The organism is uncultured Algibacter sp. (genome assembly GCF_947495925.1).
Classification (GTDB): Bacteria; Bacteroidota; Bacteroidia; order Flavobacteriales; family Flavobacteriaceae; genus Algibacter_E.
Map to the genome: position 1 here is coordinate 1 of NZ_CANMAU010000001.1, position 26771 is coordinate 26771.

A 26771-nucleotide genomic window follows, 5' to 3' on the forward strand; every position below is an offset into this window, starting at 1 on the left:
TTTTTTTCTTTGTTTGCTTAACTTGTTTCCTTGCTAAGCGGGTGCAAATATAAAACCCTTTTTTTATTCCACAATAGCTTTTTGATATTTTTTTTAAAAGTTTTTTCTAACTCTTTTTAAATCTCAAAATCAACTTCCTTATGAACTTTTACCTCAAACAACTACTGCCGTTTTTAGCGGCTGCAAACATACAACCCTTTTTTATTCTCACAATGACTTTTTTGAAATTTTTTAAAGTTTTTTTAACCTTATTTTTACACCTCAAAACTACTTATGAACCTATCGCTTTCTAAACAACTATACTGCCGTTTTTAGCGGCTGCAAATATACCACCATTCCCTCATACTAAACAAACTTTTTTTAAGCTTTTTTTGCCTTTTTTTTACCAAAACTTTTAACTCCCTAATAAACCGTAGTTTATCAATCCACTTTTTTTAATATAACTAAACTTAATAATACACTCATAATCTTTTTTGATACTTTAATACGAACCTATACCTATTATATACCAAACTAAACACTGAAACTTATTATAGAAGACTATCCCTCATATAAAGCGATTGAATATTTAATACCTTAATAGAAATACATAATCCCCACTTCCCAACAAACGGCCAAACCATCTCATAATAACTTAATTCATAATCCATATACATTAAGTATAGTATATAAATAGAACGTAACGAGGCCCAGACAAGACTTATAATCAATAATCCTAAACCCTATTTGAACGCCTTTAGAATAATTAAAACATTACATGAAAAAATTCCACACTAAACCAAACCGTATTATAGAATCTCTGTAGGGGTTATAGGGTGCAGAATAATAATTATAACCCGTAAAGGGAGAATTGAAATGTTCAAATTTTAAATACAACCGTGCTGTTCGCAGCTTTGCATTAATAAAAAAATCTAATCGCGGGAAGTCGCCAAACTGTCTATCCCTCTGGACATAAAATTCTGCCAATATAGGATTATAGGCATTCATGTAATACTTGGTGAAATAATTAAGCGTTATTCCTGTTTGTAAAAACAAGGCTTTTTTAAACACATGCGAAGAGAAATACAATGTATTACGTGTATTGAATTCTGGCACATTTAAAATAGTATCTTGATCTTTTACATTTTGGTATTCAATAGTATTGTTTAATGCAAATTTGCCAAACTTAATTTCGTTTTGAAAACGAACCCTTAAATAATTAATAGTTTTACTGTTTTGAAATGGTGCTACTTGTCCTGTGTTCTCATCTTCCTTAAAATAAACATAATTATCAATAGTGGAATAATCAACTGTAACTTTTGCTATCTTTTTAGATTCAATTTCAAAAGCTATTTGTTGAGTCTCTTCATTATTAAACTTATTCTGCCAATTATAATGAATATAATTACTTTGATATAATAAGGTATTGAAATTAGGCGCTTTTGAACTATGATTTATAGAGCCTTTTGCAGAAATATCATCAGTGATTTTAAACATTGCGTCTCCCTTGATATAATTACCATCAAAATCTCCAGATACATTAAGCCCAACATCTCCATTAAGTTCAAAACCTTTATAGTATTTATGATATTTTGCTCCTGCTGCGAATATATTTCCTTTAAGCCTATTGATTATGGTCTCGCCCTCAAGAATTACTAGTTTATTATAACCATAGTTGTAATTGTTATTGCTAACGTTAACTTGTAAATCTCCAATAATATTATTACTATAATTTAACCGAAATTGATTGTATAGATCTGTAATCTCAGATCTATCAAGTAAATTACTCCCGTTAAAAGAATCTCCAAATAGATCCGTCTGAGCTGTAACTTGGCTATAAGAAAATTGTTTATCACTATACGAAATGGTATGACCTACACTTAAATCATTATTTACTAATGAATCATTAGGGTTTAAAACCGCATAACTATGATCTAAATGAAATCGTTTCCCTTCAAGCAGACTCTCAGCATCTTCGAAATTCACTTCCAACAGGGATCGTTCAATGAATTCTGGATCGCCGCTCTCAAAATTTTCTACACTAAAGTCATCAAGTCCACCGTTTTCCTGATTCAATAAATCCTGAATAGTAATATGTCCTTTAACATTATACCTTTTATTTTTAGTTTGGTAGTTTGATGTAAATCTAAAATTACCAGTACTTGTAAGTATGTGTTGATATTTACCCAAAGAACGCAACCCTTTATAAGCTACTGAAAAATTATACTGGGGAGACATATTAGCCGTAAAAAAAGCATCTAATAATTGACCTTGTTCAAATGCAGTTCTTGCGAATAGCTCTGTAAACGGAGTTGGAACACGGTAATATTTAATATCTTCAACTTCCATGTAATTGAAGTGCCTCGCTCTTGCACCAAATTCTGGCATTAATCTGGTATTTTCAAAGTTATACGTTAATGTGTTATAGGTTTGCCCAAGATTTGAAAATGGAATCAATCCAAAATTATCCTTTCTTAAATAATTATGCTTGTAATCTTTGTATACCGTTAATGAGGTATCCACATAAGTCGTATCATTCTCATGAGATATTATAAGATAATCCTGAATTTTAGGCACCTCATCTTCTTCCCCTTCAGGTTTATTAGAAGACATTCTTTTAACAGGAGCAAGCGAATCGTTTTGTATAGTATTTTCATTGGATTCTCCCTCATTTAGAGTTACTTTATCTTGAGCATTAACATTGCTTATAAAACAAACCAAAAGTAAAACACAAACAAATCTTCCCATAACTGTTATAAAACCCCGCAAAGGTAAACACAAAATATGATAACGTTATAATTTGAAAAAATTATTTACATCACTTTTATTTAACTCTAAAAGCTTTATTAATTTAACCACAAGCCATAGGTTCTTAAGTTTGATTGGCTCAAACTTGTAAAGGTTCCTGAGGAATTTGGGTAAGATACAATATCACTAGAAAAAGTACCTTCATCTGTATAATACATACCCTCAACACTAGCCCAGAATTGCACAAAAGGAGATAACTGCTGGAACAATTCAAAACCGAGTTGATTTGTAACTCCTTCAAAGGTCAAAAATAGTTTATTATCTTCTGTTACCGGTTTTAACAAGTATATGGCTCTTTCAAGATTAGGATTACTAGGATTAGAAAAAAATACATCTACGCGAACATCGCCAGATGGGTCAGGTACTGCAAAATAGGCCAGTCCAGAATAGACCCAATCTGAACGACCGTCGGTTTGAGTAACATTAAACTCCATAGTCTCAATAAGATTGTTAAAGCCTGGTGACGTAAGAGGATTCACCCCATCTTCAATAAAAGAAATGAAAATTTGACGCCCCACCTTTCCTATACCATTTACATCATCTTTAAAAAATGACGGTGTATTACTCAAGTAAACGGTTGCTGTAGTACCATTAACTGAAGACACATAACTAGATGAATTTTCGTCATACAAAAATTCTTCGTAAACCTCTCCTTCATATTCAAATGCTGGACTAACAACAAATCCAGTTTCATTAAAATTTAATCCAAAATTATACTCAACTACATTACCATCTGACAATGTAATTTGTGGGTTAGCATATAACCTCAAGGCATCGTAATTAAAGTCAAAATTAGAAGTACCTGTACTGTTTTGAACTGTAAGCAACTGAAATACGGAAGAATCAATAGTTGGTAAAATATTTTGCCTTTGAGCAAGAGAAGCTTCAGCCTCCATTATACTTTCTGCTTCAAAACTTGCAAAACCTGTTGGCGAAAGCTCTAAGAAACTGGAATTTTTATTCCGTACGTCTCTAAAAACTAGATTCCCATTTTCATTTCCATAATATTGAAACACTGAAGTTCCTTTAAAACCAGTTCCAATTAAGCCATCAGTTGAAGGATCGCTAACCTTTTGAATATGGTTTCTTGTAGTAAAAACTAATTCGGTAGTTGTGCCAAGCCTGACCTCAAATGAAGATGATTCTATTGCGGTTTCTAAATCAAAATCTGAAGTCATATCCACGGTACCATTCGTATTAAACTTCAAATAAAATGTAAACCCACCAAACTCATCATTTTTAGTAAAATAGACGCCTCTATAACCTTGCGCTTCTGATGTCAATAAACTTAACACTTCTGAATTTCCTTGAGCAATCCGTTCTGCTGGCGAATCCTCAAAAAGTACTTGATTGTCATCATTATTACATGAGAAAAAACATAGAATTAATAAACTAATTGCAAAATATTTTCTATACATACTTTTCATAAGTTCTTATTTTACCAGTTCTACCATTCCTTTATAAGCCAACTCCTGTAATTCATAGATATCAATCCCAAAATTTGTACTATAGTAATCTGCAACCATCGCTTCTTTTTGTCTAATAATTGCTTTAGATTCTGGATTAAGAATACTATTTACAATCGCATCAAAACCTGTTTTGGAGTTAGTAAGCATTTCAGAAACCATTTCCACAAAATCCTCACTACCTTGGCTCGAAGCATATGCCGTTATATAACCTAGTTCCCTAGCTTCTTCATCAGTTCTATTAAACCAATTTGCATTATAATTCTGAGGATTAATTTGATTATATATGGGATCATACGGAATATTTTGATTTAGAATATGTCCGTATTCATGTTGTACTGTTTTTAAAGGCTCCTTAATACTATTAATATCACTAAAGTCTAAATAATCAATATTAAATAAAGTAATTTTAGTGCCAGCCTCGGCTATACCCAAAGTGATTGTTGGCGTGTTCGGGTTAAAATTAAAACTACCCACAAATGTAAATTGTCTGGGTGCAATATTTTTAATAAAATCCACACCACCAACCTCGGTATACGGCTCTACCCATGCTTTCTGTAAAGCAATAGCAACTGGGCGAACACTAGATTGTAAAGGTGGATGTAAAAACCTATCTATATCAGTATCATTTATATCCCATTTATACAATACTTCAATATTATAAGGTTCTACAAAATTTGAACGCAACCAAACGTCTAATCTATTTAATATTGGAGTACTTGTATCAATTTGACTTTCTCCTACACTATCACCACTATTGCTACATGACATAAAGCTCAAGACACTAACAATAGCTAGTATAATTCTCATATATTTTTTCATAACTCTATTTTTTTTTAAAAACATATTACCTTGGGTTTTCTGCTATTCCAAAAGATTGAGCTGCCTCCGGAATTTGAATTACTCGTCTTAAATCGTCCTTAGGCAATTTATAACTATTACCGAAGATATCTCGATGGTTAATTTCAATATTATGCCGCTTAACATCGAACCACCTCAACCCTTCATTATAAAATACAGTTCTTTTTATATCGAGTACTGCAGCTACCAAAGGAAGTGATGGGCTCGGTATATTATAATAAGGAGTATATTCAGTACCTGTTAATCCTTGATAAAAGTTGTTAATTGTATTTATGGATAATAAATCTGTTAAGGAATTATAATTCGTAGTTTTAACCTGAAGTGATATATTAATATCGTCGGTAGCTTTTTGTAATTCTCCCTTCATTGCATAGGCTTCCGCCCTGTTCAACAAAACTTCATCTGTTGATAAAAGAACAAAGGTCACAAAAGGAATACCAATACCTACCGCTTGGTTGGTTACTTTAAAATATTCTTGATATTTGGGTGTAAGATTGTTTTCTCCTCCACCTCGTGTAAATATATTATAGGCCCAAGATTTTCCAGTAATGTTTGCGCTGAATATCGTATTCACTAAATTTTGACTCAATTGATATTGAGCTACACCCTCCATTCGATTATAAATAGAAGCACATGAAACCAATAACAAATTTGCAGATTCCAAAGTAGAATTTGTGTACAGGCCTACTTGTTGCTGAAATGTTAGTCCGCTTCCTGTTATATTTGCTATATTTCTCAATTCATTTATCTCATTCGAACTTCCCAAAACCTTATTGCTATGTTCTATTACTTTATCCCAGTTTGCCGTTACTAAATAGAAGCGTGATGCAAAAGCACTCGCCGCACGTTTGGTAAAATGAAATGTAGGAACAGAATAATCATCCTCAATGAGGTTTATTCCTTCTTCTAAATCTCTTTTTATATTTTCGTAAACATTAGCAATAGTTCCCCTAGAATAGTCCCCTAATAAAACCGTTTCTGGTTTAGTAATATATGTTATGCCCAGATCTGAGCCTGCAGTTGTCGGATTATATGGTTTACAAAATATAGTTACAAGCATAAAATGTGCATACGCTCTGCACAACAAAGCCTCTCCCTTTAAACTATTTAACTCATCTCCCCCGCCTAACTCTTCAATTGAGGCTAACGCCTGATTTGCCTGGGCTATGGCTTCATAAGCCTCATTCCAATAATTGGTAGGTGTATCTTCGTCAATATCATTAATATCCTCCCAAAAGTACATGAGTTGGTTTACTCTAAACTCACTAGTTTGACTAAATCCCTTATCTCCCGCATTATCAGACATTGGTTCTAAAAACGGAACATAAGCCGCTTCAGGGTAGGCTCCTACCAATAATTCTGCAATTTTTTCAGGACTATCAATTGTTGTTCTATTATCGGGTGTTTCGTCTAAAACCTCATCACAAGAGGATATTAACAAAAACAAAAACGCCACTTTTAGTATGTTATATTTGATGTTTTTCATTGTACTTTTTTTAGAACCCAACATAGAGTGAAAATGTAAATAATCTTGAAATTGGATACGCTACACCTCCAGATCTAAAAAACTCGGGGTCTTGACCTCCTAGTTTAGAATCTGAATAAATCAAAAATGGGTTCGTTGTTTGTAAAGTCATTCTAAAATTAGAAAGTCCTAACTTTTTAATTGTTTGTTGATCTAAAGAATATCCCAAAGTTATATTCTTCATTCTAACAAATCCTCCGTCGGCAACACGTTCGGTTGAATAATTATACGCATTATAAGCTCGCTCCAAATTATTCTCTCCAAAAGATTGAATTACACTTTGCGAAGCTATAACTGGCACATTAGTAATATTCTCATCTCCAGGAGCAATCCATCTATTTACAAACTCTCTCGGAAATACATCTAAATCTGTATACTCGGAGGCAAACGATGGTGTAAGCCTTATTTTATTTCCCGCTGAAAATGAAATAAAGAAACTAAAATCCCAATTTTTATATTTAAAGTTATTTGATAATCCACCTGTTAAATTAGGGTCTGTGCCCCCCTCATAAACTAAATAATCTAAAACATTATCAGTGTCTTGAAAATCTATCAAATCATAAGGATTTGCTGGATCATAGTCTGGAAGCTCTGTTAGAAACTTTGGTAAACCAAACTCATTTAAACCTTCAAACTTATATGAAAACAAGGATCCTTTAGGAAAACCAACAGCATTTCCTCTTCCTGTTCCTGTAATTAAATCAAAAACATTAGCTTCTTGCTTTAAAGAGGTAACCTCCTGTTTAAAATGTGAAATATTAAACCCTGTTCTCCAGCTAAATTTATCCGTGTCAATATTTACAGTATTAATTTGAAACTCGATACCCTTTGTAGACATTTCTGAATTGTTACCTAATTTAATAGACTGCCCACCAATTCCTGTGGTTCGTATAAGATCAATTAAATCCTTACCCTTTCGAGAATACAGATCGAGATTCATCATAATTCTATTATTAAAGAATCCCATATCTAGCCCTAAGTTCAATTCTAGGGTTTTTTCCCAAGTTAATTCCGTATTCTGCAAATCCTCAATTTCAATAAGATTCTCTCTATCAGCAGAAAAAAGCCTATCTGTTATTTGATTTCTAAATACTGGTAAATTATTCGTAGCATTATCAGCCAATAAAGCCACTAACCCATAACTGGGTCTAAATGCCATACTGGATACTATATTCGATTTTTTTATAAAATCTTCCTTATCAACATTCCATTTCCCGCCCAAGGTATACGTTGGCAACCATCTTGAATCTTTAGATTTTCCAGCTCTATTTGAGCCCTCATAATTTCCTGTAACATTTAAAACGTATTTCTTATTATAATCATAAGTTACATTAGCGAAAAAAGACATCTCACGTTGGCGAGTTTCAAAAGAAGAAAAGTAATCATTGCCTTCTAAAATAGCCTTTTTTAGAATATCAGGATCAGTAAATACAGTTCCACCTCTAGAAAATTGATATCCGTATCCTGTATTAGAACTTCTACTTCGATCGGTATATCTGTATTCTTGTCCACCATAAATTCTCAAACCATGTATATCATTGTAGGTTTTATTAAAATCTATAGTGTTCCTGAAGGTATAAGTAGTTAATGTATTCTTACTAGTTGTTAAAATCCCTCCAACTGGCAACACTACTCTGGGCCTTGAATTTGGCTGATCGGGATCACTAAACAAAAACGTATTTGAATCTTGAACAATCGTTGTTTCATCGGCTCTATATGCAGCCGCTACGTTAGAATTTTCAGTTTGCGATTGTTCACCATTTGAAGTTACAAATCTTGCAGATCCTAAAAAGTTATAAGTTAAATTATCATTAATCTGATATTCCGCCTGCCCTTGAAATTTAATATCAGACACATTCAATTCTAGTGAATTATTCTCAATTTCTTCTAAAATATTAAAAGGAGCCCAATTATATCTTGAGTATTCCAAGTTCCCATCATTGTCTCTTGGTCTTAACGCTCTACTCGTATTAAGTGCATAACTAAACGGGTTAATATCAAAATCTCTAGTAAACGAGCCGCCTACAACATCTTCTTGTCTACTATTTGAACCAGGAGCCAATTGATTTCTTAATGAACCAATAAGTTGGGTTGTAATTTTTAATTTATTATTTGATAAATAATAAGTGTTCCTTAAGTTCCCTGTAAGTCGTCTCACCCGATCTGCAATTGTCCATCCAGGATCTGAGTAATATCCTATAGATGCATATGAAGTTGAATTATTACTTCCACTTGAAAAACTTAAAGTATGCGTTTGTGTTGGTGTTGCCCTAAACAGGGTATTAAACCAATCTGTATTGGCTAATTCGTACTGTTGAAGAAATTTTGCTCTTGCCTCGGGTGTGTTTCGCAGCTGAAATTGCCCAGTATTTGAGTCAAAATTATCAATAGCCCGATACATAATATTATAAATCCCACCATATCTGCCCTGAAAAGAGGTCGGTAAATCTAAAAACCCTTTAGATTCCATTTCTCTATATATAGAAACCGTTTCTTGGGAATTCAAAAGATCATAATTATTATACCTAGGAACATCCCTTACTGCTACTTCCACAGAGTAATTAACCGTTGGCTTTTGGTTTTTCTTACCTGTTTTTGTGGTAATTACCACAACCCCATTTAAAGCTCTCGCACCGTACAAGGCTGAAGCTGATGCATCTCTCAAAATTTCAAAACTTTCTACATCAGAAGGATTTAAACCTGCTACAGCCGAACTTAAAAGTGTGTTAGGGTCTCCAGAAACCAAATCTGATACAGATAAATTCACTATTTCTTCTTGAATAACCCCATCAATAATCCAAATTGGTTTGGTATCTCCTAAAATAGACGACGCCCCTCTTATGGTGATTCTAGGAGCCGCCCCAAAAGTTCCTGTCACATTTTGCACACTCACACCAGCAGCACGACCTTCAAGAGCTCTAGAAATATCTGCTACTCCATCCAACTTAATGTCTTTAGCTTTAATCGTTTGAGAAGCACCGGTAAAAAGCTCTCTTTCTACATTTTGATACCCAGTAATTATTACTGCTTCCAAATCTTCCAGATCTTCTCTCATCGTCAGGTTAATAGTTGTTTCAATACCAACAACTACTATTTGAGTTTTCATACCAATGAAACTGACTTTTAATTCTTCTCCCTCGGTGGCGAAGATGGCATAAACTCCATCAAAATCTGAAACAACTCCCCTGTTTGTACCATCAATCACAACGGTAACCCCTTCTAGAGGCAATCCGTTTTCATCAGAAATAGTACCAGAAATTTGATTTTGTTGAGCATTGATCAGTATAGTTATTGACATGAAAAGATATGTCAACAACCAAGTCAATTTCAATTTCATAGATTTTTTTTTGAATTAATCAATTGTAAATTTCTTAATAATTTCTTTAAGAAACAAAGAGATCTAGGAAACAACTAAACATTCAGTGAATTTAATGGATATTCTAATAAACATATTCTTCTTTAAAGCACTCCCTCAAAAGTCATTCAAATAAATAAAGCCGGCTATAACAGCAGGCTTTATTTTAAATATTTATTCATTTATCCTAAAGAGGAATGAATATTTATTATGAGTTAGTCCTTACAAACTTGCAATTTTTTTCATGGAAAAACAAAAATCATAACCAAAAAAAGAAGTAAACACGAAATTTAGCCTGTTGGTGTTTTACGGAATTATCAAAAACAATATCTTTATTATGACAAAATCATTAAAAAAAGTTAACGAAATTGTCAATTTTCAAAAGTCAATTGAAAATATGATAAAATGTCTAGGATCTTTTTTAGGTACACATAATAATTCATAGATCATATTATTATTTTATCAATATTTTAGCCTTATGTTATTAAAAAATCATTCAAGCTTTATTTTAGAATGTGGCACAGACGAGGCTGGCAGAGGGTGTTTAGCAGGTCCAGTTACTGCGGCTGCGGTTATACTACCAAAGGATTTTAGCAATGGTATTTTAAATGACTCCAAACAAATAAGCGAAAAAAAGCGTTTTGCTTTAAAACCTGTTATTGAGCTACAGGCCGTAAGCTTTGGAGTTGCCCATATATTTCAGGAAGAGATTGATAATATTAATATTTTAAATGCGTCCATTTTGGCTATGCACAAATCTATAGATAAGCTAGAACCAGCACCTGAGTTTATAATTGTGGACGGGAATAAATTCAAATGTTACAATAGCATCCCACATAAAACCATTGTGAAAGGAGATAGTAAATATCTAAGTATTGCGGCAGCTTCTGTTTTAGCCAAAACCTATCGTGATTTATACATGAATAAAATTCATGAAGAATTTCCAATGTATAATTGGAAACAAAATAAAGGTTACCCAACCAAAGAGCACAGAGCCGCTATACGCACCTATGGTATTACCAAATATCATCGAAAATCGTTCCGATTACTCCCAGAACAATTAAAGTTAGAATTATAAACTTTTAATGCATTAAAAAAAATACTAGGTTTGTAAAAAACTAAAGGTATTCATGAGATTTTTTTTCATTCCCCTACTACTTATATTAATTGTTAGTTGCGCTGATTCAAAAACAAAAAAAACAAAACTTCTTGATTTTGCACCCTCAAATGCCTCTATAATCATTAAAGCTTCAAATATTGAAAGCCTAAAAAGTGCAGTTAATAATAATGATTTTTTACAAAAATTTTCAAAAACTAATTCTTTTAAAACACTTCAGAATAAACTAACCAATTTATCTGTTTTAAAGCCATCTGAAGAATTATTGATGTGCTTTTCTCATGACGCTCAAGATAGTTTACAATTCTCAGTAATCACTCAATTTCATGATGAATTATTTCATACTGATTCCCTTACAGATTACAAAGAAGAAAGCCTACTTTATAATAAAAAAACGATTATTAAATCAACAATAAACGACAAGTCCATTTATAGCACCGTAATTGATAGTACATTTTTTGCGTCCTCATCTAAGTCCATTGTTGAAAACGTTTTTACTCCCTCTAAAAAATTTGTTACCCTAGATAAAGTATTTAATACAACCAGTAATGATAAAACGTTCTCAATTGGTTTGAGGCCGAATAGTGAGTTTGTTAAGTCTATGTTTATTGAAGATTCTATTGAGCTAAATAGCTTTACTGAATATATAGTAGCAGATGTTGAACTCAATCAAAATGAGATTTATTTTAATGGCATTACCAAAGCAGAAGATTCTACAAAAAGCTTAATCAATATTTTTAAAAACACCGTTCCTCAAGAAAATCAAGCTCATAAAATCGTACCTTCCAATAGTGATGGTTTTATGAGTTTCACATTCGATGACTTCGCCATCTTCCGAAATAATCTTGCAAAGTTTAGTATGCAAGACTCAATTTCAAATAATCGTTCTACATTATTTAATGATATCGTTGAAGTGGGTGTCGTTTATCAGGATGAAAAACGTGCAATAATTTTAAATTCTTTAGATATTATAGCAACAAACGATGCACTATTAAATGAAAAAACACCCATAGATACTTATAGAGCTGTCGACTTATTTAACTTTAGCGAGCCTGCTTTATTTGCTAAAACTTTTACACCATTAATTACGTACAACAAGGCTAAGCTATATTGCATGATCGATCACTTTTTTGTATTTGGTGATGATTTGGAATTAATGCAAAATATTATTGCCAGTTATCAAAACAAAACAACACTGGCTGATAAAGCCTATTTTAAATCGTCTACAGAAAAGTTAAGCGACGCATCTTCTCTACTTCAAATTATCAATGCTTCAAGCTTGAAAACTATTTTGAATAAGAACCTTAGGGAAGATACACGAATTAACCTAAATAGCTATAATGCTTCTGGTATTCAATTTATTTATGACAACAATTTTGCACATGTAAATGGCATCATTCAAAAGGTAAAAGGTAGGATTAAGGTTAACTCTGTTTCAGAGGAACTTAATATAAAGTTAAGTGCAGATATATTAACCAATCCACAATTCGTAACAAATCATATCACAAAACAAAAAGAGATTGTAGTTCAAGATGTTACTAATAACCTCTATCTAATTTCAAACAAAGGTAAAATACTTTGGAAAAAGCAACTACAAGGAGCCCTTCTAGGCAAGGTAGAACAAATTGACATGTATAAGAATGGTAGACTCCAACTTGCTTTCGCAACTAAAAATAGAGTATATGTTATTGACAGAAATGGTAAAGATGTTGCACCATTCCCATTAAAATTTAATGATGCTATTAGTCAACCTCTAGCTGTTTTTGATTACGAGAAACGTAAAAATTACAGATTAATGGTTACACAAGGAAACTCGGTTTTAATGTATAATACTAAAGGAGAAATTGTAAAAGGTTTTGGTTTTAAATCTGCGAACAATGCCATAATTAGTCAACCCAAACATTTTAGAATTGGCAGTAAAGATTATATCGTTCTCAAAACCGTCAACAAAATTTATATATTAGATCGAATAGGAAAAACACGAATTAAAACTAATTCAGCATATACCTTTTCATCTCAGCCCATATTTTTGTTTAAAAACACATTCACTACGACAACTAAAGAGGGTAATCTAATTTCTATTAATAACAAAGGAGATGTTTCTAAACAAAACTTAAACCTAGCAGAAAACCATTTTTTAGAAACAACAAGTAAAACTTTAGTAACACAAAGCGAAAACAAACTAGGAATAAAACATAAAACAATTGAATTGGATTTTGGAAATTACTCGAATCCAAAACTATTTTATATTAATGATAAAATCTATGTTTCTACCACAGATTTACAATCTCATAAAGTTTATCTATTCGATAGTCAATCTAAACTACTCCCCAACTTTCCTGTATACGGAAACTCGCCAATTGTTTTAGATAATATTAACAAGGATAACAATTTAGAATTTATCACAAAAGGAGAAAGTAATTCCATAATTTTATATCAAATGAATTAATCAGTCTTTGCCGTTTTTACCCTACTTAATTAAATATCATAAATTTAGGTCTACATTTTTGTAGGGGAAAAACTAATTTCTATCTTTAAGGCAGCTATTAATTAATTCTCAATAAATGAAATCCATTAGATGTGTGCGTAGCATCATTGCTTTTTGCATTGCTTCCTTATTGTTCCTAACCGTTTCTCATGCTCAGACTAAAAAATTAAAACGACCCAAAAACACTGTTGGAGTTTCAAGCGTAGATACCTTTGTATCTGAGTCTTTCGACATTTATGAAAAGGTCTATAAATATGATGGTTATGCTAAATCCAAAACACCACTTCAAGATGAAGATTTTGACTCTTTGGAATCGGCTCTAAGTGATTTGGAAGGATTAAGTGACAGCGCTCCTGATATTTTAGGTGATCTTGACGGACTGAGTGTTATTACACAAGGACGGGCAACATTAAGCATGAACAAAGCTAAAAAAGCCTTAAAGTATAGTATAACTACTGCTAAAGATTTGTTGCTTAATAAGAATAAAAATACAGGAGAACCTCAAAAAGAAAACTCTGAGTCTTCAACCTCAAAAAATGATATTAATAAAGATGAATCGACTTCACCGGTAATAACTGATAATGAACTTCCAGAAAATATTTCCGATGGCTTAGAAGCTTATAGTAAATATGACTTTGTACCAGGGGATAAAGTCTTGTTTTTTGATGATTTTTCGCAAGATTTTGTTGGTGATTTTCCAAGTAAATGGAATACTAATGCCTCCGGAGAAGTTGTAAAATTCAACAAAATAGATGGCAACTGGTTCGAATTTAAACCAGGTTATAATTTATATTATATTCCAGATGTAAAAGAACTTCCAGAAGATTATACCATAGAGTTTGATATCCTTACTCAAGGTATAAGCCAACAAACATCGTCTACAGCAAGATTGAATCTTTTTATAAGCGATAACGACAAATTTACCACAGGAACTGAGCATTATGTTTCGGCTTCAATACCTTTTGGCCAATTTGGGGTGTTTAATATTAGAATGTCAAATTACTTTAATCGTGGTGGTGGTGCTATTAATTCTGCTATTAAAGCAGATATTCGTAACGAAATAAAAAACCAACCACATATTGCAATTTCGGTAACAAAAAAACGATATCGCTTATGGGTTAACCAAACAAAATATGTGGATATTCCCAGATTTATAGAAGAACTCAACGTTTTAAACTATATTAAATTCCATATCAATAATTTTAAAGATGGAGAAGAACGGGTATTCATTAGGAATTTAAAAGTTGCTGAAGGCGGTGTTGATTTAAGACGAAAATTACTTAGTGAAGGAAAAATTTCAACCAATGGAATTTTATTTGATTCAGGGTCCGCTACTATACAACCGCAATCTTTAGGTATAGTCCGTCAGATATCTCAAGTTCTTGTTCAGGATGAGAGTATAAAATTAAATATTATTGGACATACTGATGCCGATGGATCGGACACAGCTAATTTAAAACTTTCAAAAGCTCGTGCAAAAGCTGTTAAAGAAGCTCTTATAAACATTTATAAAGTATCTGGTGATAGATTAGAAACCGATGGTAAAGGAGAAAGCGAACCTGTTGATGATAATAGCTCTGCTGCAGGTAAAGCACAAAATAGACGTGTAGAATTTATAAAAATATAAAATCATGAAAACAAAGTTTATAGTATTAGTACTTACTGTATTTATAAGTTTTTCTTCGAAAGCTCAAGATGTTTGTAATGCTTATTATCCTTTTGAGGAAGGTGCTAAATTTGAAATTACTAATTTCAATAAAAAAGGGAAAAAAGAAGGTTATGTAAGTTATGAAGTAACCAATGTTGACAATAATGTAGCCTCACTTGAAACGAAAATTTTTGATACCAAAGGAAAAGAAATAACTACGACTGGATATGATGTAACCTGCGAAGGAAACAGTATTTCTATTGATTTTAAGTCCTTAATGAGTCCTGAAATCTTCACGAAATACAAAGACATGGATGTTGATATGACAGGTACGAACGTTGAATTCCCAAAAGAATTAGAAGTTGGTAAAACTCTTAAAGATGCTAATATGCAAATGGCTATCAACATGAGTGGTATGAAAATGAATATGACTATTAATATGATAAACCGAAAAGTAGATGCTCAAGAGTCCATTACAACACCTGCAGGAACTTTTGATTGTTATGTTTTAAGTTACACCTCGGAGATGAAGATGGGCGTGAAATATACTTTTACAATTAAGGAATGGGTGGCAGAAGGTGTTGGTATGGTGAAAAACGAAACCTATAATAAAAAGGGAAATCTCATGAGCTATTCAGAGCTTACAAAATTTAGTAAATAAGGTAATTATAAGCAAGTCCTCAAATCTTGTGAGCGTCAAAGTTTTATGCTTTGGCGCTCTTTTTTTATAACAATTCCAAGTTAATTTAATAGTATTGCAATCTTAAAACATCATAAATGATTTCAAGAAAAAACGCCTCAATTTCTCAATTTATAATTCATAAAGTTGGAAATAAATTTAATGATACTAAAAATGCTTTTTCTAACAAAACTGTTGATTTTGACGAAGCCAGTTACGATTTAATGCTGCCTTTCTTGTTAAGACCATTTGGGAGTGTTGTACAAAGCTATCGTTTTAACCATCATGCAAATATTTCGCTAAATGAAATTAATAGTTATAGCACTCAATTGTTTGCAGATGAATCTGATTTTATTGATGTTTCTAAACATATTGTTACCCACTTATACGAACAATCAAGTTCGGCTAATATTAAAACAGGTGATGTATTGGTAGTCATGTTTGAAGGAATAGAATTTAGAGATATAACGACTAACGCAATTGGTATATTTAAAATTGAAAGCAAGGTAAATTTCTTCCAAACTTATCTAGAAAATAATAGTTATGATGTTCTGGTTCAAAAAGGTATCAGCTCAAAAAAGGTGGATAAAGGCTGCTTAATTTTAAATCAAACAGATGGCGAAGGACCCATAATTTTCAGTGTAGATAATAATAGTTATGATACGCAATATTGGATTAATCATTTCTTAAATATTAAATATGCCGATGATGCAAACAACCATACTCAGCAATACATTGAGTTATGCAAAGAATTTTCAACCGAAGTTTTAAAAACAAGTTATGGCGCACAAGAACAAAATACATTTCTAGCCCAGACTATTGATTTTTTTAAAGAAAATGAAGTCGTAAATGTGGAGCGCTTTAAAGATGAATTATTTGAGGAAGACAAACACAAACGTGAATTTGACAACTACAAAAAAGAGTTTGAAGGTGAGCAAAATTTAATTATTAGAAATCAGTTTGATGTTGCCGAAGCTGTAGTTAATAAAGAAAAACGTAAGATAAAAACCGATATTAAATTAGACACTCATATTCAAATAAAACTAGATATAGATGCTCCGGATGCCTCAGCCGAATACTTAGAGCGGGGTTATGATAATGAGAAAAAAATGCACTATTATAAAGTGTTCTTTAACGCTGAAGATTAAACAAAAGCTTTGATTTTGGTTAACAGCCTAAGCAAACTGAAGGAACTTTTATTCTGAAAAACAAAACCTTATTACAAGTATAACTTTTCCAACAAAGCACATTAAAATCTCTTAACTCACATTTTTTGAGATTTAATCATTCATTTATAAAATAAGAAATAAACGTGTTATTAGTTCTTGCTATAAACACACGAAAAAAAGGAAATTACAGCTTAAATAACCTTAAAAATCAATTTTTGGAATTTTCCAATAAAAAGAGATTATACAGGCAAAACACTCGATGAAATACCATTTTTTAAGACAAAAAACAATATTTCATCGAAAAACTCTTCCTTTAAGGAGCAAATAATCAATCTTTTTTTACTTTGTGAAAAAAAATTATGGCGTCCCTAAATCCGCTTTCTGGTAGTTTAGATTTAAGAAAATCAAAACACTTACTAAGACGAGCTACTTTTAATTATACTAAAGCACAATTAGAAGTGTTTACAGGCATGACAGCAGCTGGAGCCGTTAGTAGTTTAATCTCACAAACAGCAAATATATTACCAGAACCTTACGACCCTCTTCCTGTAGAAGCTCCTGATGGATTTTGGACTTCTGCACCGGAATTACCAAACTCTTTTGATGACCAGCCAAGAAAACGAGGCATAGTTACCGGCTGGTGGTGGTACAATGCCATGAATCAAATAAGTTTAAAACATAAATTATCGTTTTTTTTACATACATGCTTTACTGTTGGTAAAGACGATGGTGTTGGTGCATCCACATATTTTTTCGACTACGTACGGTTATTAGATTTCCATGCCTTCGGAAACATTAAAACCTTGGCAAAAAAAATCACTTTGGATAATGGTATGTTAGATTATTTGGACAATACCCAAAACAACAAAAACAATCCAAATGAAAATTATGCCAGAGAATATTTAGAACTCTTCACTATTCTGGAGGGCAAACAAATTGGCCAAGGAAATTATACAAACTATACCGAAATTGATATTCAACAAGCTGCAAAGGTATTTTCTGGGTTTAGAATACAAGAAGACCGAAGCATTCTTGATCCAGATACAGGAATCCCTATGGGTTACGTAAATTCGGATTTGCACGATACAGATAATAAAACATTTAGCGCTGCCTTTGGTAATCAAATAATTACAGGAAGAAATCTTGAAGCAGATATATTTGGTGAGTTAAGTGATTTTGTTGAAATGGTATTCGCTCAACCAGAAACTGCCAAATCGTATTGTAGAAAGTTATATCGATATTTTGTAAAAAGCACCTGGGACGAAGAAGTAGAAACAGATATTATTGCTCCATTGGCACAGCTATTAATTGACAATAATTATGAAATCTTGCCAGTTGTACAAACACTTCTTTCGAGTGAACATTTTTATGATAGTGATGATAGTGATGCCACAGATGAAATTATTGGCAGTATTATAAAAAGCCCTTTACAATTAGTCTCAGAGGTGTGTTCCGTATTTAATGTGTCATACCCTAATCCGAATACAGATGCCTTAAAATTTTATAATGACTTTTTCTATAAGTTTATTCATAACTCCTATTTTAGAGCAGCAGGTATGGATTTTTATAACCCTGAGGTTGTTGCCGGTTATCCTGCGTACTACCAAGAACCAAATTTTGATAGACACTGGTTCTCTTCAAATACGATTATTGGAAGGTATAGACTTATTGAAAGCTTGGTTGAAGGCAAAAACACTATAAATTCAGGAGATATGTACGCATCACTGGATACTGTTCTCTTTGTGAAAAATCAAATCTCCAATGCCTCAGACCCCAATTTACTAATATCTGAAATGGCCGATTTATTATATACTGAATCTATAGATACCGATAGAATAAATTATTTTAAAAGCTTTTTACTAGATCAAGGTTTTCCAGACTATTACTGGACAACTACATGGAACAGTTACTTAAGCAATAGTGATGATATTACGGTTAGAACTCGTTTAGATGCTCTTGTCATTGCCATGATTAATGCAGCTGAATTTCAATTAATGTAAGCTATGAAAAGAAGAAATTTTATAAAACTCTCGGCATCAGCTTCGGTCATTGGTTTAACACCTTTGCAAATACAAGCTGCACTAAAAACGTTTATGCCATATGTAGAATGTCCAGATATTTCAAATCGAAAACTGGTACTAATTAATTTGGCTGGAGGAAACGATGGCTTAAACACTGTAGTTCCATTAAACCAATACGATATATACAGTAATTTAAGACCGACCATAAAAGTTCCAATTTCAGGAACAAATAAATATATTAATTTAGATAGTTCTCTACCTGACAATCAACAAATAGGTCTAAACCCAGCACTTAAAGGATTTAAATCGTTGTATGATAAAGGTTGGCTTCGTGTTTTACAGTCTGTAGGCTATCCTTCTCAAAACAGAGGTCATTTTACTTCAACAGATTTATATCTAACAGGAAATGATGGAAATAGTCTTTTAAATGGAGAAGATACAGGCTGGATGGGGCGCTTTATGGAACATTACTATCCAGATTTAATTGTAGAAACCTATCCGCTTGCTATAGAAATAGGTTCGAATAAAACTTCATTAGGTTTTCACGCCGAAGAAGCACATGGCTTATCAATTAACCTTACAAGGCAAGACCCTGCAGGTTTTTATTCCATTTTAAATGGGTTAGCAGGTGCTCCGCCTATAAATTTCCCAGACTCAGATTACGGAGAACAGCTAAAGTTTTTAACCGATACGGATTCATTAACTAACACCTATGCACAATCTATTTCTAGCTCCTTTAACAAAGGCCGAAACGATGTGACTTATCCAGATTCTGATTTATCCAATCAGTTAAAAACAGTGGCAAGATTAATAAGTGGAGATTTAGGTACAAAAATTTACATGGTTCGTATTTCAGGTTTTGACACACATGATGCACAAGTACAAGGCCCTGGAGATGCCATAGGAAAACATTATAATTTATTATCAAGACTATCTGACAGCGTTGAAGCCTTTATAAACGACTTAGAAGGTCAAAATTTAGCCGACGATGTTGTAGGCCTTACTTTTTCGGAGTTCGGTCGAAAAGCTGCTGAAAACGGAAATTTTGGAACAGATCATGGCGAAATTGCTCCTATGTTTGTTTTTGGAAAAGCAGTTAAAGGAGGTGTTTCTGGAAACAACCCAGATCTTAAGGAAGCTACCAGTATGAATAACTACCAGCTAAAGACTGTTCAATATGACTATAGGCAGACCTTTGCTACACTTCTTCAAAATTTTCTTGGTGCTGATGATGCTGTGATTGACACCACATTTTTTAATCATACATCAAATGAAAGCTATAATAATTTAAAAATAGAGGAGTTAATAAAAGGAACGTACGATATTTCCACTGGTTGTGTACCAAGAAGGCCCGCTGCTTTAGATGAAAATAAACTATGGTTAGTATACCCAAATCCATTCAGAGATACGGTTAATATTGCAGGAGTAAGTACAGCTGATACTATTTCATATAGAATATATAATGCTGCTGGGAGGCTTTTAATTGAAAAAACCGATGCCTTAATTGATGGAAAGGTACGCTTAAACCTTTATAACTTAAGCAGTGGTATTTATTTTTTTGAAATTCTATCTGGAGCTAAAAAAGAAGTCCATAAGGTTGTCAAAATATAAATTCAGTTAAAATCTCTATGAGTAATTAAGAAGTTTATGAAAACTCTAAAAACATTTTTTGGTTTAATCGCATTTACAATTTTGATTTCTTCTTGTAATAGAAATTTACCAGAGGATTTCCTTTTTGGTAATTCTATTGAAAATGAGGACATAGAACAAAGATGGTGGATTTTAACGCATAAAAAGTATGAAAGCCCAGGAATATATCTTTATAACGAAACAACCTCGACTATTGAATTAGAACTTGAGTTACCCGAAAATTTAGAATCCCCTCATGCGCTGGCCTATGATGGAACATCTTTATGGGTTGGTGGAAATGGTGAAAACGAATCCATTTATGAGCTCAACCCTGAAACCGGAACCATTAGGTCCGAAATTAGAAACATAAGTACAGAAGGCATAGCTGTTCAAGATGAATATTTGTATTACTCCAATTTTAATAGCATTAACAAGATTGAAAAAAACGGCTCTCTTATTGAAGAAATACCAACAGACAACTCTACTTTAAATATTCCAGATATAGCAATTGATGGTAACAATCTATATTATTTACGCTATTCGGAAAATGAGTCTGTTATAAGACTAAATTTAAACAGTAAAATAGAACATACATTATCTGGGGTTGAAACAACAGGAACTTATTGTTTAGCCATTTTTAACAATGAAATAATCACTGTAACTGCGCTAAATGAAATAAATCATAATATCCTACGCACAGGTCAATCTATCTCAACCAATGCTACAGAAATAAAAGGGTGGATTACTGCCATAGCTCCTTATTTTGATAAATAATCATCAAGTATTACATTCTCTCTGGAACCTGAATACCTAGTACACTAAATGCACTTTTAATTGTTGCTGCCACTTTTTTGGAAAGTTGAATTCTAAAAGACTTTTCAATATCATTATCTGCTCCTAAAATAGATACATTTTGATAAAAAGAATTAAATGCTTTAACCAACTCATAGGTATAATTAGCAATTAAGGCAGGACTATGATTATCTGCTGCATTTTGCATAACCTCAGGAAATAATTGAATTTGCTTAAGCAACTCCTTTTCTTTAGCCTGAAGCACCAACCCTTCAAAACTTAAAGTTGTATTTAAATCTGCTTTTCTTAAAATAGATTGTATTCTCGCATAGGTATATTGAATAAACGGACCTGTGTTTCCTTGAAAATCTATCGATTCTTTTGGGTCAAATAAAATGCGTTTTTTGGGGTCTACTTTTAGAATATAATATTTTAACGCTCCCAAGCCAATTGTTCTGTAAAGCGCCTTTTTTTCTAATTCGGAATAGCCATCCAGTTTTCCTAATTCTTCAGAGATTTCTTCAGCTGTATTTGCCATATCATCAATCAAATCATCCGCATCCACAACTGTACCTTCTCTACTTTTCATTTTTCCACTAGGTAAATCAACCATACCATAACTTAAATGGTATAAGTTATCGGCCCAATCAAAACCAAGCTTTTTCAAAATTAAGAATAAGACTTGAAAATGATAATCTTGTTCGTTTCCAACGGTATATACCATACCTCCAACATCAGGGAAATCTTTTATACGTTGTATAGCAGTTCCAATATCCTGGGTCATATATACTGCAGTTCCGTCAGCTCGTTGAACTATTTTTTTATCCAATCCTTCATCTGTTAAATCACACCAAACAGATCCATCATTTTCTTTCTGGAATACACCAGATTTCAATCCTTCAGCAACAAATTCTTTACCTAACAAATAGGTATTACTCTCATAATACAGGGTATCAAAATCAACTCCCAAATTTTTATACGTTTCACCAAAACCTTCATATACCCAACTATTCATTTTTTCCCAAAGCTCTACAGTACTTTTATCTCCCGCTTCCCATTTTAAAAGCATTTTTTGGGCTGCAATTAATAAAGGAGCGTTCTTCTTAGCATCTTCTTCACTGCTTCCCGCCTCTATTAAATCTTGGATCTGCTTTTTATATTCTTGATCAAATTTCACATAGTAGTTCCCTACTAACTTATCTCCTTTTAAACCAGTACTTTCAGGAGTTTCACCATTCCCAAATAAATCCCAAGCCAACATACTCTTGCAAATATGTATGCCTCTATCATTAATAATTTGAGTTTTATAAACTTTCTTTCCAGAAGCTTTCAAAATTTCAGCAACACTATAACCTAAAAGGTTATTTCTTACATGACCCAAGTGTAATGGCTTGTTTGTGTTTGGTGAAGAATACTCAACCATAATCGCCTTATCTTCAGGGTTTGGCTTCAAAAAGCCATATGTCTCTTCATCTTTAATATCATTAAAGAATTCAATAAAATAGGAATCGTTTATTTCAATATTTAAAAACCCCTTAACTACATTAAAAGCTTTAACATCTTCCGCATGTTCTACCAAGTAATTACCAATCGTCTCACCTATTTGAACTGGATTCCCTTTTACAAAACGTAACATAGGAAAAACAACTAAAGTAATATCACCTGCAAATTCCTTTCTGGTTGCCTGAAATTCAACAGAATCAAGATCAATATTATATCCAGATTTTACAGCTTGTTTTACGTAATTTAATAGGGTTTCTTGCAGACTCATTTCTTAAAGTATTTTAAGGCTGCAAAGATAACAAGATTTTTAAGTTTTATAAGAATTTAGTAAAAAGCTTAAATCTATAATACTCCGTATTCTTTGAGATTACAAAACCATACAAAAAACATATAAAACAACCGTGTATTTCATCGAAAAATACACCTTTTTTCCATGATATTTACCGTTCATCTATTCATCGGTTTTTTTGTTAATTTCTCTATATCCTTTCGTCTAATTTTTTGGTATTAAAACCCGTAAATTAGATTTTAACCAGCCTTTTTCCAACTTTTGTGTGGTAATGCTATTAATTTCCATTTGTATGGAAAAAATAAACAAACTAACAGTCACAGCTTAACTAAGCCGTCTTACTTTCCCTCAAACTTAAGACTATTTCGCTTTTTTACGTTCGGTGATTTATTATGTTGTATGAGGAGAATAATTACTTATGTGATTGTATTATCTATGTCCTTTGGTTTTTCACAAACTAATGAGATAGACAGTCTTGCTTTAGAACTTGCTTTTCAAAGTCAAGATTCGCTTAAAATAGATACTTCGATAAAACTTATTGAATCGTTATATGAAATTAATGATTACGATAGGGCTATGAAATATATTCTTGCTATTGAAAAGCTTTCTAATACATTAGATTATAATCATGCAACAGCTAAAATAGCTTATTACAAAGCTTTAATTTACGCAAAAAAAGGAGACTATATTAATGCTGTAAGCGGTTATGAAAAGTCCAAAAAGCTTTTTGTTTCTCTAAAGGACACCTTAAGTATCGCAAGGGTTAATAATAGTATTGGGTTAATAGAAATAGAACGTGGCAACTACAAAAAAGGCCTAAAATACTCTATTAATGCCGTTAATGTACTGGAAAGAGGTCGTCTTAAAACTGAGCTTAATCTAGCCTACTCTAATCTAGCTAAAGCCTGCTATAACATTCAAGCTTTTGATGAGGCAACTGATTTTTATGAAAAAGCACTCCAAATACAAGAAGAGTTAAATGATTCTGAGGGTATTTACGAATCAAGCAGCAAATTAGCGGAGTTATATTCTAATAAAAAAGAGCACAGAAAAGCTATTGACTTTTATGAAAAAGTATTAGAAAGCAATATTTCGGTTAATGATTCCATCAAAGGTCGTATTTACACCAAATTAGGAAGTGAATATCTTCAGTTTAAAGATTATGATAAAGCCACAAAATATTTAGTTAAAGGCTATAATGTTAACACCAGAATAAAAAACAAAAGTGGTTTGCTAATGGCTTTAAATGGCTTAGGTGATTTAAATATTCAACAAGGCAGATTAAAAACAGCTGAGAAACAACTCAGAAAATCTGGAGAATTTGCAAAGCAATTGAACAACAAAAAGGAATTATTAAAACATTATAAGTTGATGAAATCTTTGGATTCCATTCGAAAGCGTTTTAATAGTGCCTTTACATGGCAGCGAAATTATTATGAATTACGTAATAGTTTGAAGCAGCAAGAGGTTTCTTTAAAACCCGATATGATTCTTCCAACAGAACCTGGGTTTGAATCACCTAGCATATCGGAAATAAAAAATGCAGAAGATAAAGCAATTATAACTCCTAATACGAACCCCTTAGAATCTACATCTACTAAACAGCTAAATAAATTCAAAATTATTTTTTATGGTTTATTAGCAGCACTTGCCATTGTATCTACGTTTTTAGTTTTAATTTATTTAAAACGAAATAACAATATAAAGTATATGCAAGAACTTGAGGAGAAAAACATCAAGATTGAATTGCAAAATGAAGCCTTCCTTGAACAAACTAAGCACTTAGAAAATGTTAATAATGTTAAGGATAAACTTTTTTCAATTGTTTCACATGATTTAAAAGATTCACTCTCTTCTATTAATGGTTTTATAGATCTTTTAAAAGATGGTTCCTTATCTAGAGAAGAATTTGATAATTTAATTCCTGAATTAAGCGAAAATGCAAATAACGCATCCTTATTATTATTTAACTTATTGAATTGGTCTAAATCTCAGATGCAGTCTTTAGAGCCTAAACCAAGTTTATTTGATATACAAGAAGTCTTTGAAAGTAAAGTAAGGTTAATTGAACAACGTGCTGAGAACAAAGGGATTTCCATAGTTGATCATTCCTTGAGGGATTTCGCCTATGCAGATAGAAGCATGTTTGAAATTGTAATACAAAACCTACTAGCAAATGCTCTGAAATTCTGTAAAGCAGGAGACACTTTAACTGTTTCAAATCACATTAGTAATGGAAGTTGTATTGTTAGTGTTGCAGATACTGGTATTGGCATATCTAAACAAAACTTAGATAAGTTATTCAAGAGTAGTTCCTTTACAACCATGGGTACCGATAACGAGAAAGGTACTGGTTTGGGGCTTTCAATTTGTAAAGAGTTAGTAGAATTGAATAATGGTAAAATTTGGGTTGAAAGTACACAAGGTGTTGGTAGTACTTTTTATGTACAGCTACCTAAATCAAGACCTTCCTCTTAATGATTCAAGTTTAAAGGTTTAAGATTTTGGCAAAAACACTTCCGCCATCATACATCTTGCACTTCCACCTCCACATGCTTCAATAGTCTCCAAAGGACTTGATAATATGTTAGTGTACCTTTTAATAGTTTCTATTTGCGACTTCGTTAACGAATTATAGGCTGCCTGACTCATTATTAAATAAAGTTCATCCTGAGTTCCTTTAACCTGCAGCATATTACCTGCAAAGGTATTCACTTGACTTTCTGTAATATCAATAATTTCCTTACCATCTTCAACCAAATACTTAATCACATTTTTGCGTTCCTTCTTATCATCAATACTACTCAGACAAATTATAGCAAAGTCTTCGCCCAAACACATCATGACGTTAGTATGATATATGGCCTTTCGTTCTCCATTAACAGTTTGATTTGACACAAACACTACAGGTGTATACTCAAAATCTTCACAAAACTCTATAAATAAATCTTCATCTGCGCGAGGGGAAATTGCACAATATGCTTTTCTATTAACTCGATCTAATATGACACTACCTGTCCCTTCTAAAAAAACATGCTCATCCTCCGCACTTGTATAGTCAACAATATTGTTAATTATAAAGCCTTTTTCTTCCAGAACATCCAATATATCTTCACGACGTTCTAATCGTCTGTTTTTAGCAAACATTGGGAACAAACCTACATCACCATTTTCATGAAAAGACACCCAGTTATTTGGAAATATAGAGTCTGGAGTATCTGTTTCTCTCGTATCCTCTACCACAATGACGTTTACACCAATAGCCTTTAATTTTTCTACATAATTATCAAACTCCTTTTGAGCTATAACATTAACCGTTTCAGGCATCATATTATCCAATACTTTCTGATAGTAGTTGTTAACAGCAGTTTGTTCATTCATCCTAAAATTCACTGGACGAACCATCAATATTGTATTTGTAGTTTGTTGCATACTTTTAAAA

General features: G+C 32.4%; 16 protein-coding genes. 9 read left to right on the top strand and 7 right to left on the bottom strand.

Annotated elements, in window-relative coordinates; all coding sequences use genetic code 11:
* Window positions 1-753 precede the first annotated feature (753 nt).
* The 5 genes from Q0857_RS00005 to Q0857_RS00025 all read right to left on the bottom strand — a co-directional run bounded on the left by Q0857_RS00005 (window position 754) and on the right by Q0857_RS00025 (window position 9976).
* Window positions 754-2727: a putative porin gene (locus Q0857_RS00005; protein WP_298530345.1), complete on the bottom strand. Its 1974-nt coding sequence runs from the start codon at window positions 2725-2727 to the stop codon at window positions 754-756.
* A 98-nt stretch (window positions 2728-2825) separates the two neighbouring features.
* A complete protein-coding gene (locus tag Q0857_RS00010) occupies window positions 2826-4214 on the bottom strand; it encodes a DUF4302 domain-containing protein (RefSeq protein WP_298530348.1) in 1389 nt (462 codons plus the stop codon).
* Window positions 4215-4220: 6 nt separating this feature from the next.
* Window positions 4221-5075 carry a putative zinc-binding metallopeptidase gene (locus tag Q0857_RS00015; protein ID WP_298530351.1) on the bottom strand — a complete coding sequence of 285 codons (855 nt, stop codon included), beginning with the start codon at window positions 5073-5075 and terminating at the stop codon, window positions 4221-4223.
* A 25-nt stretch (window positions 5076-5100) separates the two neighbouring features.
* A complete protein-coding gene (locus tag Q0857_RS00020) occupies window positions 5101-6600 on the bottom strand; it encodes a RagB/SusD family nutrient uptake outer membrane protein (protein WP_298530354.1) in 1500 nt (499 codons plus the stop codon).
* Window positions 6601-6610: 10 nt separating this feature from the next.
* Window positions 6611-9976 (bottom strand): SusC/RagA family TonB-linked outer membrane protein, encoded by a 3366-nt coding sequence (locus Q0857_RS00025; protein ID WP_298530356.1) that lies wholly within the window; start codon window positions 9974-9976, stop codon window positions 6611-6613.
* A 496-nt stretch (window positions 9977-10472) separates the two neighbouring features.
* Between Q0857_RS00025 and Q0857_RS00030 the strand changes: the two genes are divergently transcribed.
* From Q0857_RS00030 to Q0857_RS00065, 8 genes are all read left to right on the top strand, one after another.
* On the top strand, window positions 10473-11072 hold the full coding sequence (locus tag Q0857_RS00030) for a ribonuclease HII (protein WP_298530358.1): 600 nt from the start codon (window positions 10473-10475) through the stop codon (window positions 11070-11072).
* A gap of 52 nt (window positions 11073-11124) precedes the next feature.
* Entirely contained in the window at window positions 11125-13560 is a 2436-nt protein-coding gene (locus tag Q0857_RS00035; protein WP_298530362.1) for a ribonuclease HII, read from the top strand.
* 115 nt (window positions 13561-13675) lie between these two features.
* Window positions 13676-15226, top strand: a complete 1551-nt coding sequence (locus tag Q0857_RS00040) for an OmpA family protein (RefSeq protein ID WP_298530364.1) — start codon at window positions 13676-13678, stop codon at window positions 15224-15226.
* A gap of 4 nt (window positions 15227-15230) precedes the next feature.
* The gene (locus tag Q0857_RS00045; RefSeq protein ID WP_298530366.1) at window positions 15231-15908 is read left to right on the top strand and encodes a hypothetical protein; all 678 of its coding nucleotides are present in this window, start codon (window positions 15231-15233) and stop codon (window positions 15906-15908) included.
* 116 nt (window positions 15909-16024) lie between these two features.
* Window positions 16025-17074 (top strand): nucleoid-associated protein, encoded by a 1050-nt coding sequence (locus Q0857_RS00050; protein ID WP_298530368.1) that lies wholly within the window; start codon window positions 16025-16027, stop codon window positions 17072-17074.
* Between the two features lie 380 nt (window positions 17075-17454).
* Complete coding sequence (locus Q0857_RS00055; RefSeq protein ID WP_298530371.1) at window positions 17455-19095, top strand: DUF1800 family protein; 1641 nt, start codon at window positions 17455-17457, stop codon at window positions 19093-19095.
* A 3-nt stretch (window positions 19096-19098) separates the two neighbouring features.
* Window positions 19099-20727, top strand: a complete 1629-nt coding sequence (locus Q0857_RS00060; protein WP_298530374.1) for a DUF1501 domain-containing protein — start codon at window positions 19099-19101, stop codon at window positions 20725-20727.
* 36 nt (window positions 20728-20763) lie between these two features.
* A complete protein-coding gene (locus tag Q0857_RS00065) occupies window positions 20764-21519 on the top strand; it encodes a DUF5050 domain-containing protein (protein ID WP_298530377.1) in 756 nt (251 codons plus the stop codon).
* Window positions 21520-21529: 10 nt separating this feature from the next.
* Here Q0857_RS00065 and argS read toward each other — a convergent pair whose 3' ends face one another.
* Complete coding sequence (argS, locus tag Q0857_RS00070) at window positions 21530-23308, bottom strand: arginine--tRNA ligase (protein ID WP_298530379.1); 1779 nt, start codon at window positions 23306-23308, stop codon at window positions 21530-21532.
* A gap of 420 nt (window positions 23309-23728) precedes the next feature.
* On the opposite strand from argS, the gene Q0857_RS00075 reads away from it, so the two are divergent.
* Entirely contained in the window at window positions 23729-25807 is a 2079-nt protein-coding gene (locus Q0857_RS00075) for a tetratricopeptide repeat-containing sensor histidine kinase (protein WP_298530382.1), read from the top strand.
* 18 nt (window positions 25808-25825) lie between these two features.
* On the opposite strand, the gene ctlX is transcribed toward Q0857_RS00075, so the two are convergent.
* Window positions 25826-26761 (bottom strand): citrulline utilization hydrolase CtlX, encoded by a 936-nt coding sequence (gene ctlX / locus Q0857_RS00080; protein ID WP_298530384.1) that lies wholly within the window; start codon window positions 26759-26761, stop codon window positions 25826-25828.
* Window positions 26762-26771: the final 10 nt, after the last annotated feature.

Bases quoted from the DNA above. Each gene is read 5' to 3' on its own strand.
- Q0857_RS00005 (WP_298530345.1), bottom strand. From the start codon at position 2,727: ATGGGAAGATTTGTTTGTGTTTTACTTTTGGTTTGTTTTATAAGCAAT.
- Q0857_RS00010 (WP_298530348.1), bottom strand. From the start codon at position 4,214: ATGAAAAGTATGTATAGAAAATATTTTGCAATTAGTTTATTAATTCTA.
- Q0857_RS00015 (WP_298530351.1), bottom strand. From the start codon at position 5,075: ATGAAAAAATATATGAGAATTATACTAGCTATTGTTAGTGTCTTGAGC.
- Q0857_RS00020 (WP_298530354.1), bottom strand. From the start codon at position 6,600: ATGAAAAACATCAAATATAACATACTAAAAGTGGCGTTTTTGTTTTTG.
- Q0857_RS00025 (WP_298530356.1), bottom strand. From the start codon at position 9,976: ATGAAATTGAAATTGACTTGGTTGTTGACATATCTTTTCATGTCAATA.
- Q0857_RS00030 (WP_298530358.1), top strand. From the start codon at position 10,473: ATGTTATTAAAAAATCATTCAAGCTTTATTTTAGAATGTGGCACAGAC.
- Q0857_RS00035 (WP_298530362.1), top strand. From the start codon at position 11,125: ATGAGATTTTTTTTCATTCCCCTACTACTTATATTAATTGTTAGTTGC.
- Q0857_RS00040 (WP_298530364.1), top strand. From the start codon at position 13,676: ATGAAATCCATTAGATGTGTGCGTAGCATCATTGCTTTTTGCATTGCT.
- Q0857_RS00045 (WP_298530366.1), top strand. From the start codon at position 15,231: ATGAAAACAAAGTTTATAGTATTAGTACTTACTGTATTTATAAGTTTT.
- Q0857_RS00050 (WP_298530368.1), top strand. From the start codon at position 16,025: ATGATTTCAAGAAAAAACGCCTCAATTTCTCAATTTATAATTCATAAA.
- Q0857_RS00055 (WP_298530371.1), top strand. From the start codon at position 17,455: ATGGCGTCCCTAAATCCGCTTTCTGGTAGTTTAGATTTAAGAAAATCA.
- Q0857_RS00060 (WP_298530374.1), top strand. From the start codon at position 19,099: ATGAAAAGAAGAAATTTTATAAAACTCTCGGCATCAGCTTCGGTCATT.
- Q0857_RS00065 (WP_298530377.1), top strand. From the start codon at position 20,764: ATGAAAACTCTAAAAACATTTTTTGGTTTAATCGCATTTACAATTTTG.
- argS (WP_298530379.1), bottom strand. From the start codon at position 23,308: ATGAGTCTGCAAGAAACCCTATTAAATTACGTAAAACAAGCTGTAAAA.
- Q0857_RS00075 (WP_298530382.1), top strand. From the start codon at position 23,729: ATGAGGAGAATAATTACTTATGTGATTGTATTATCTATGTCCTTTGGT.
- ctlX (WP_298530384.1), bottom strand. From the start codon at position 26,761: ATGCAACAAACTACAAATACAATATTGATGGTTCGTCCAGTGAATTTT.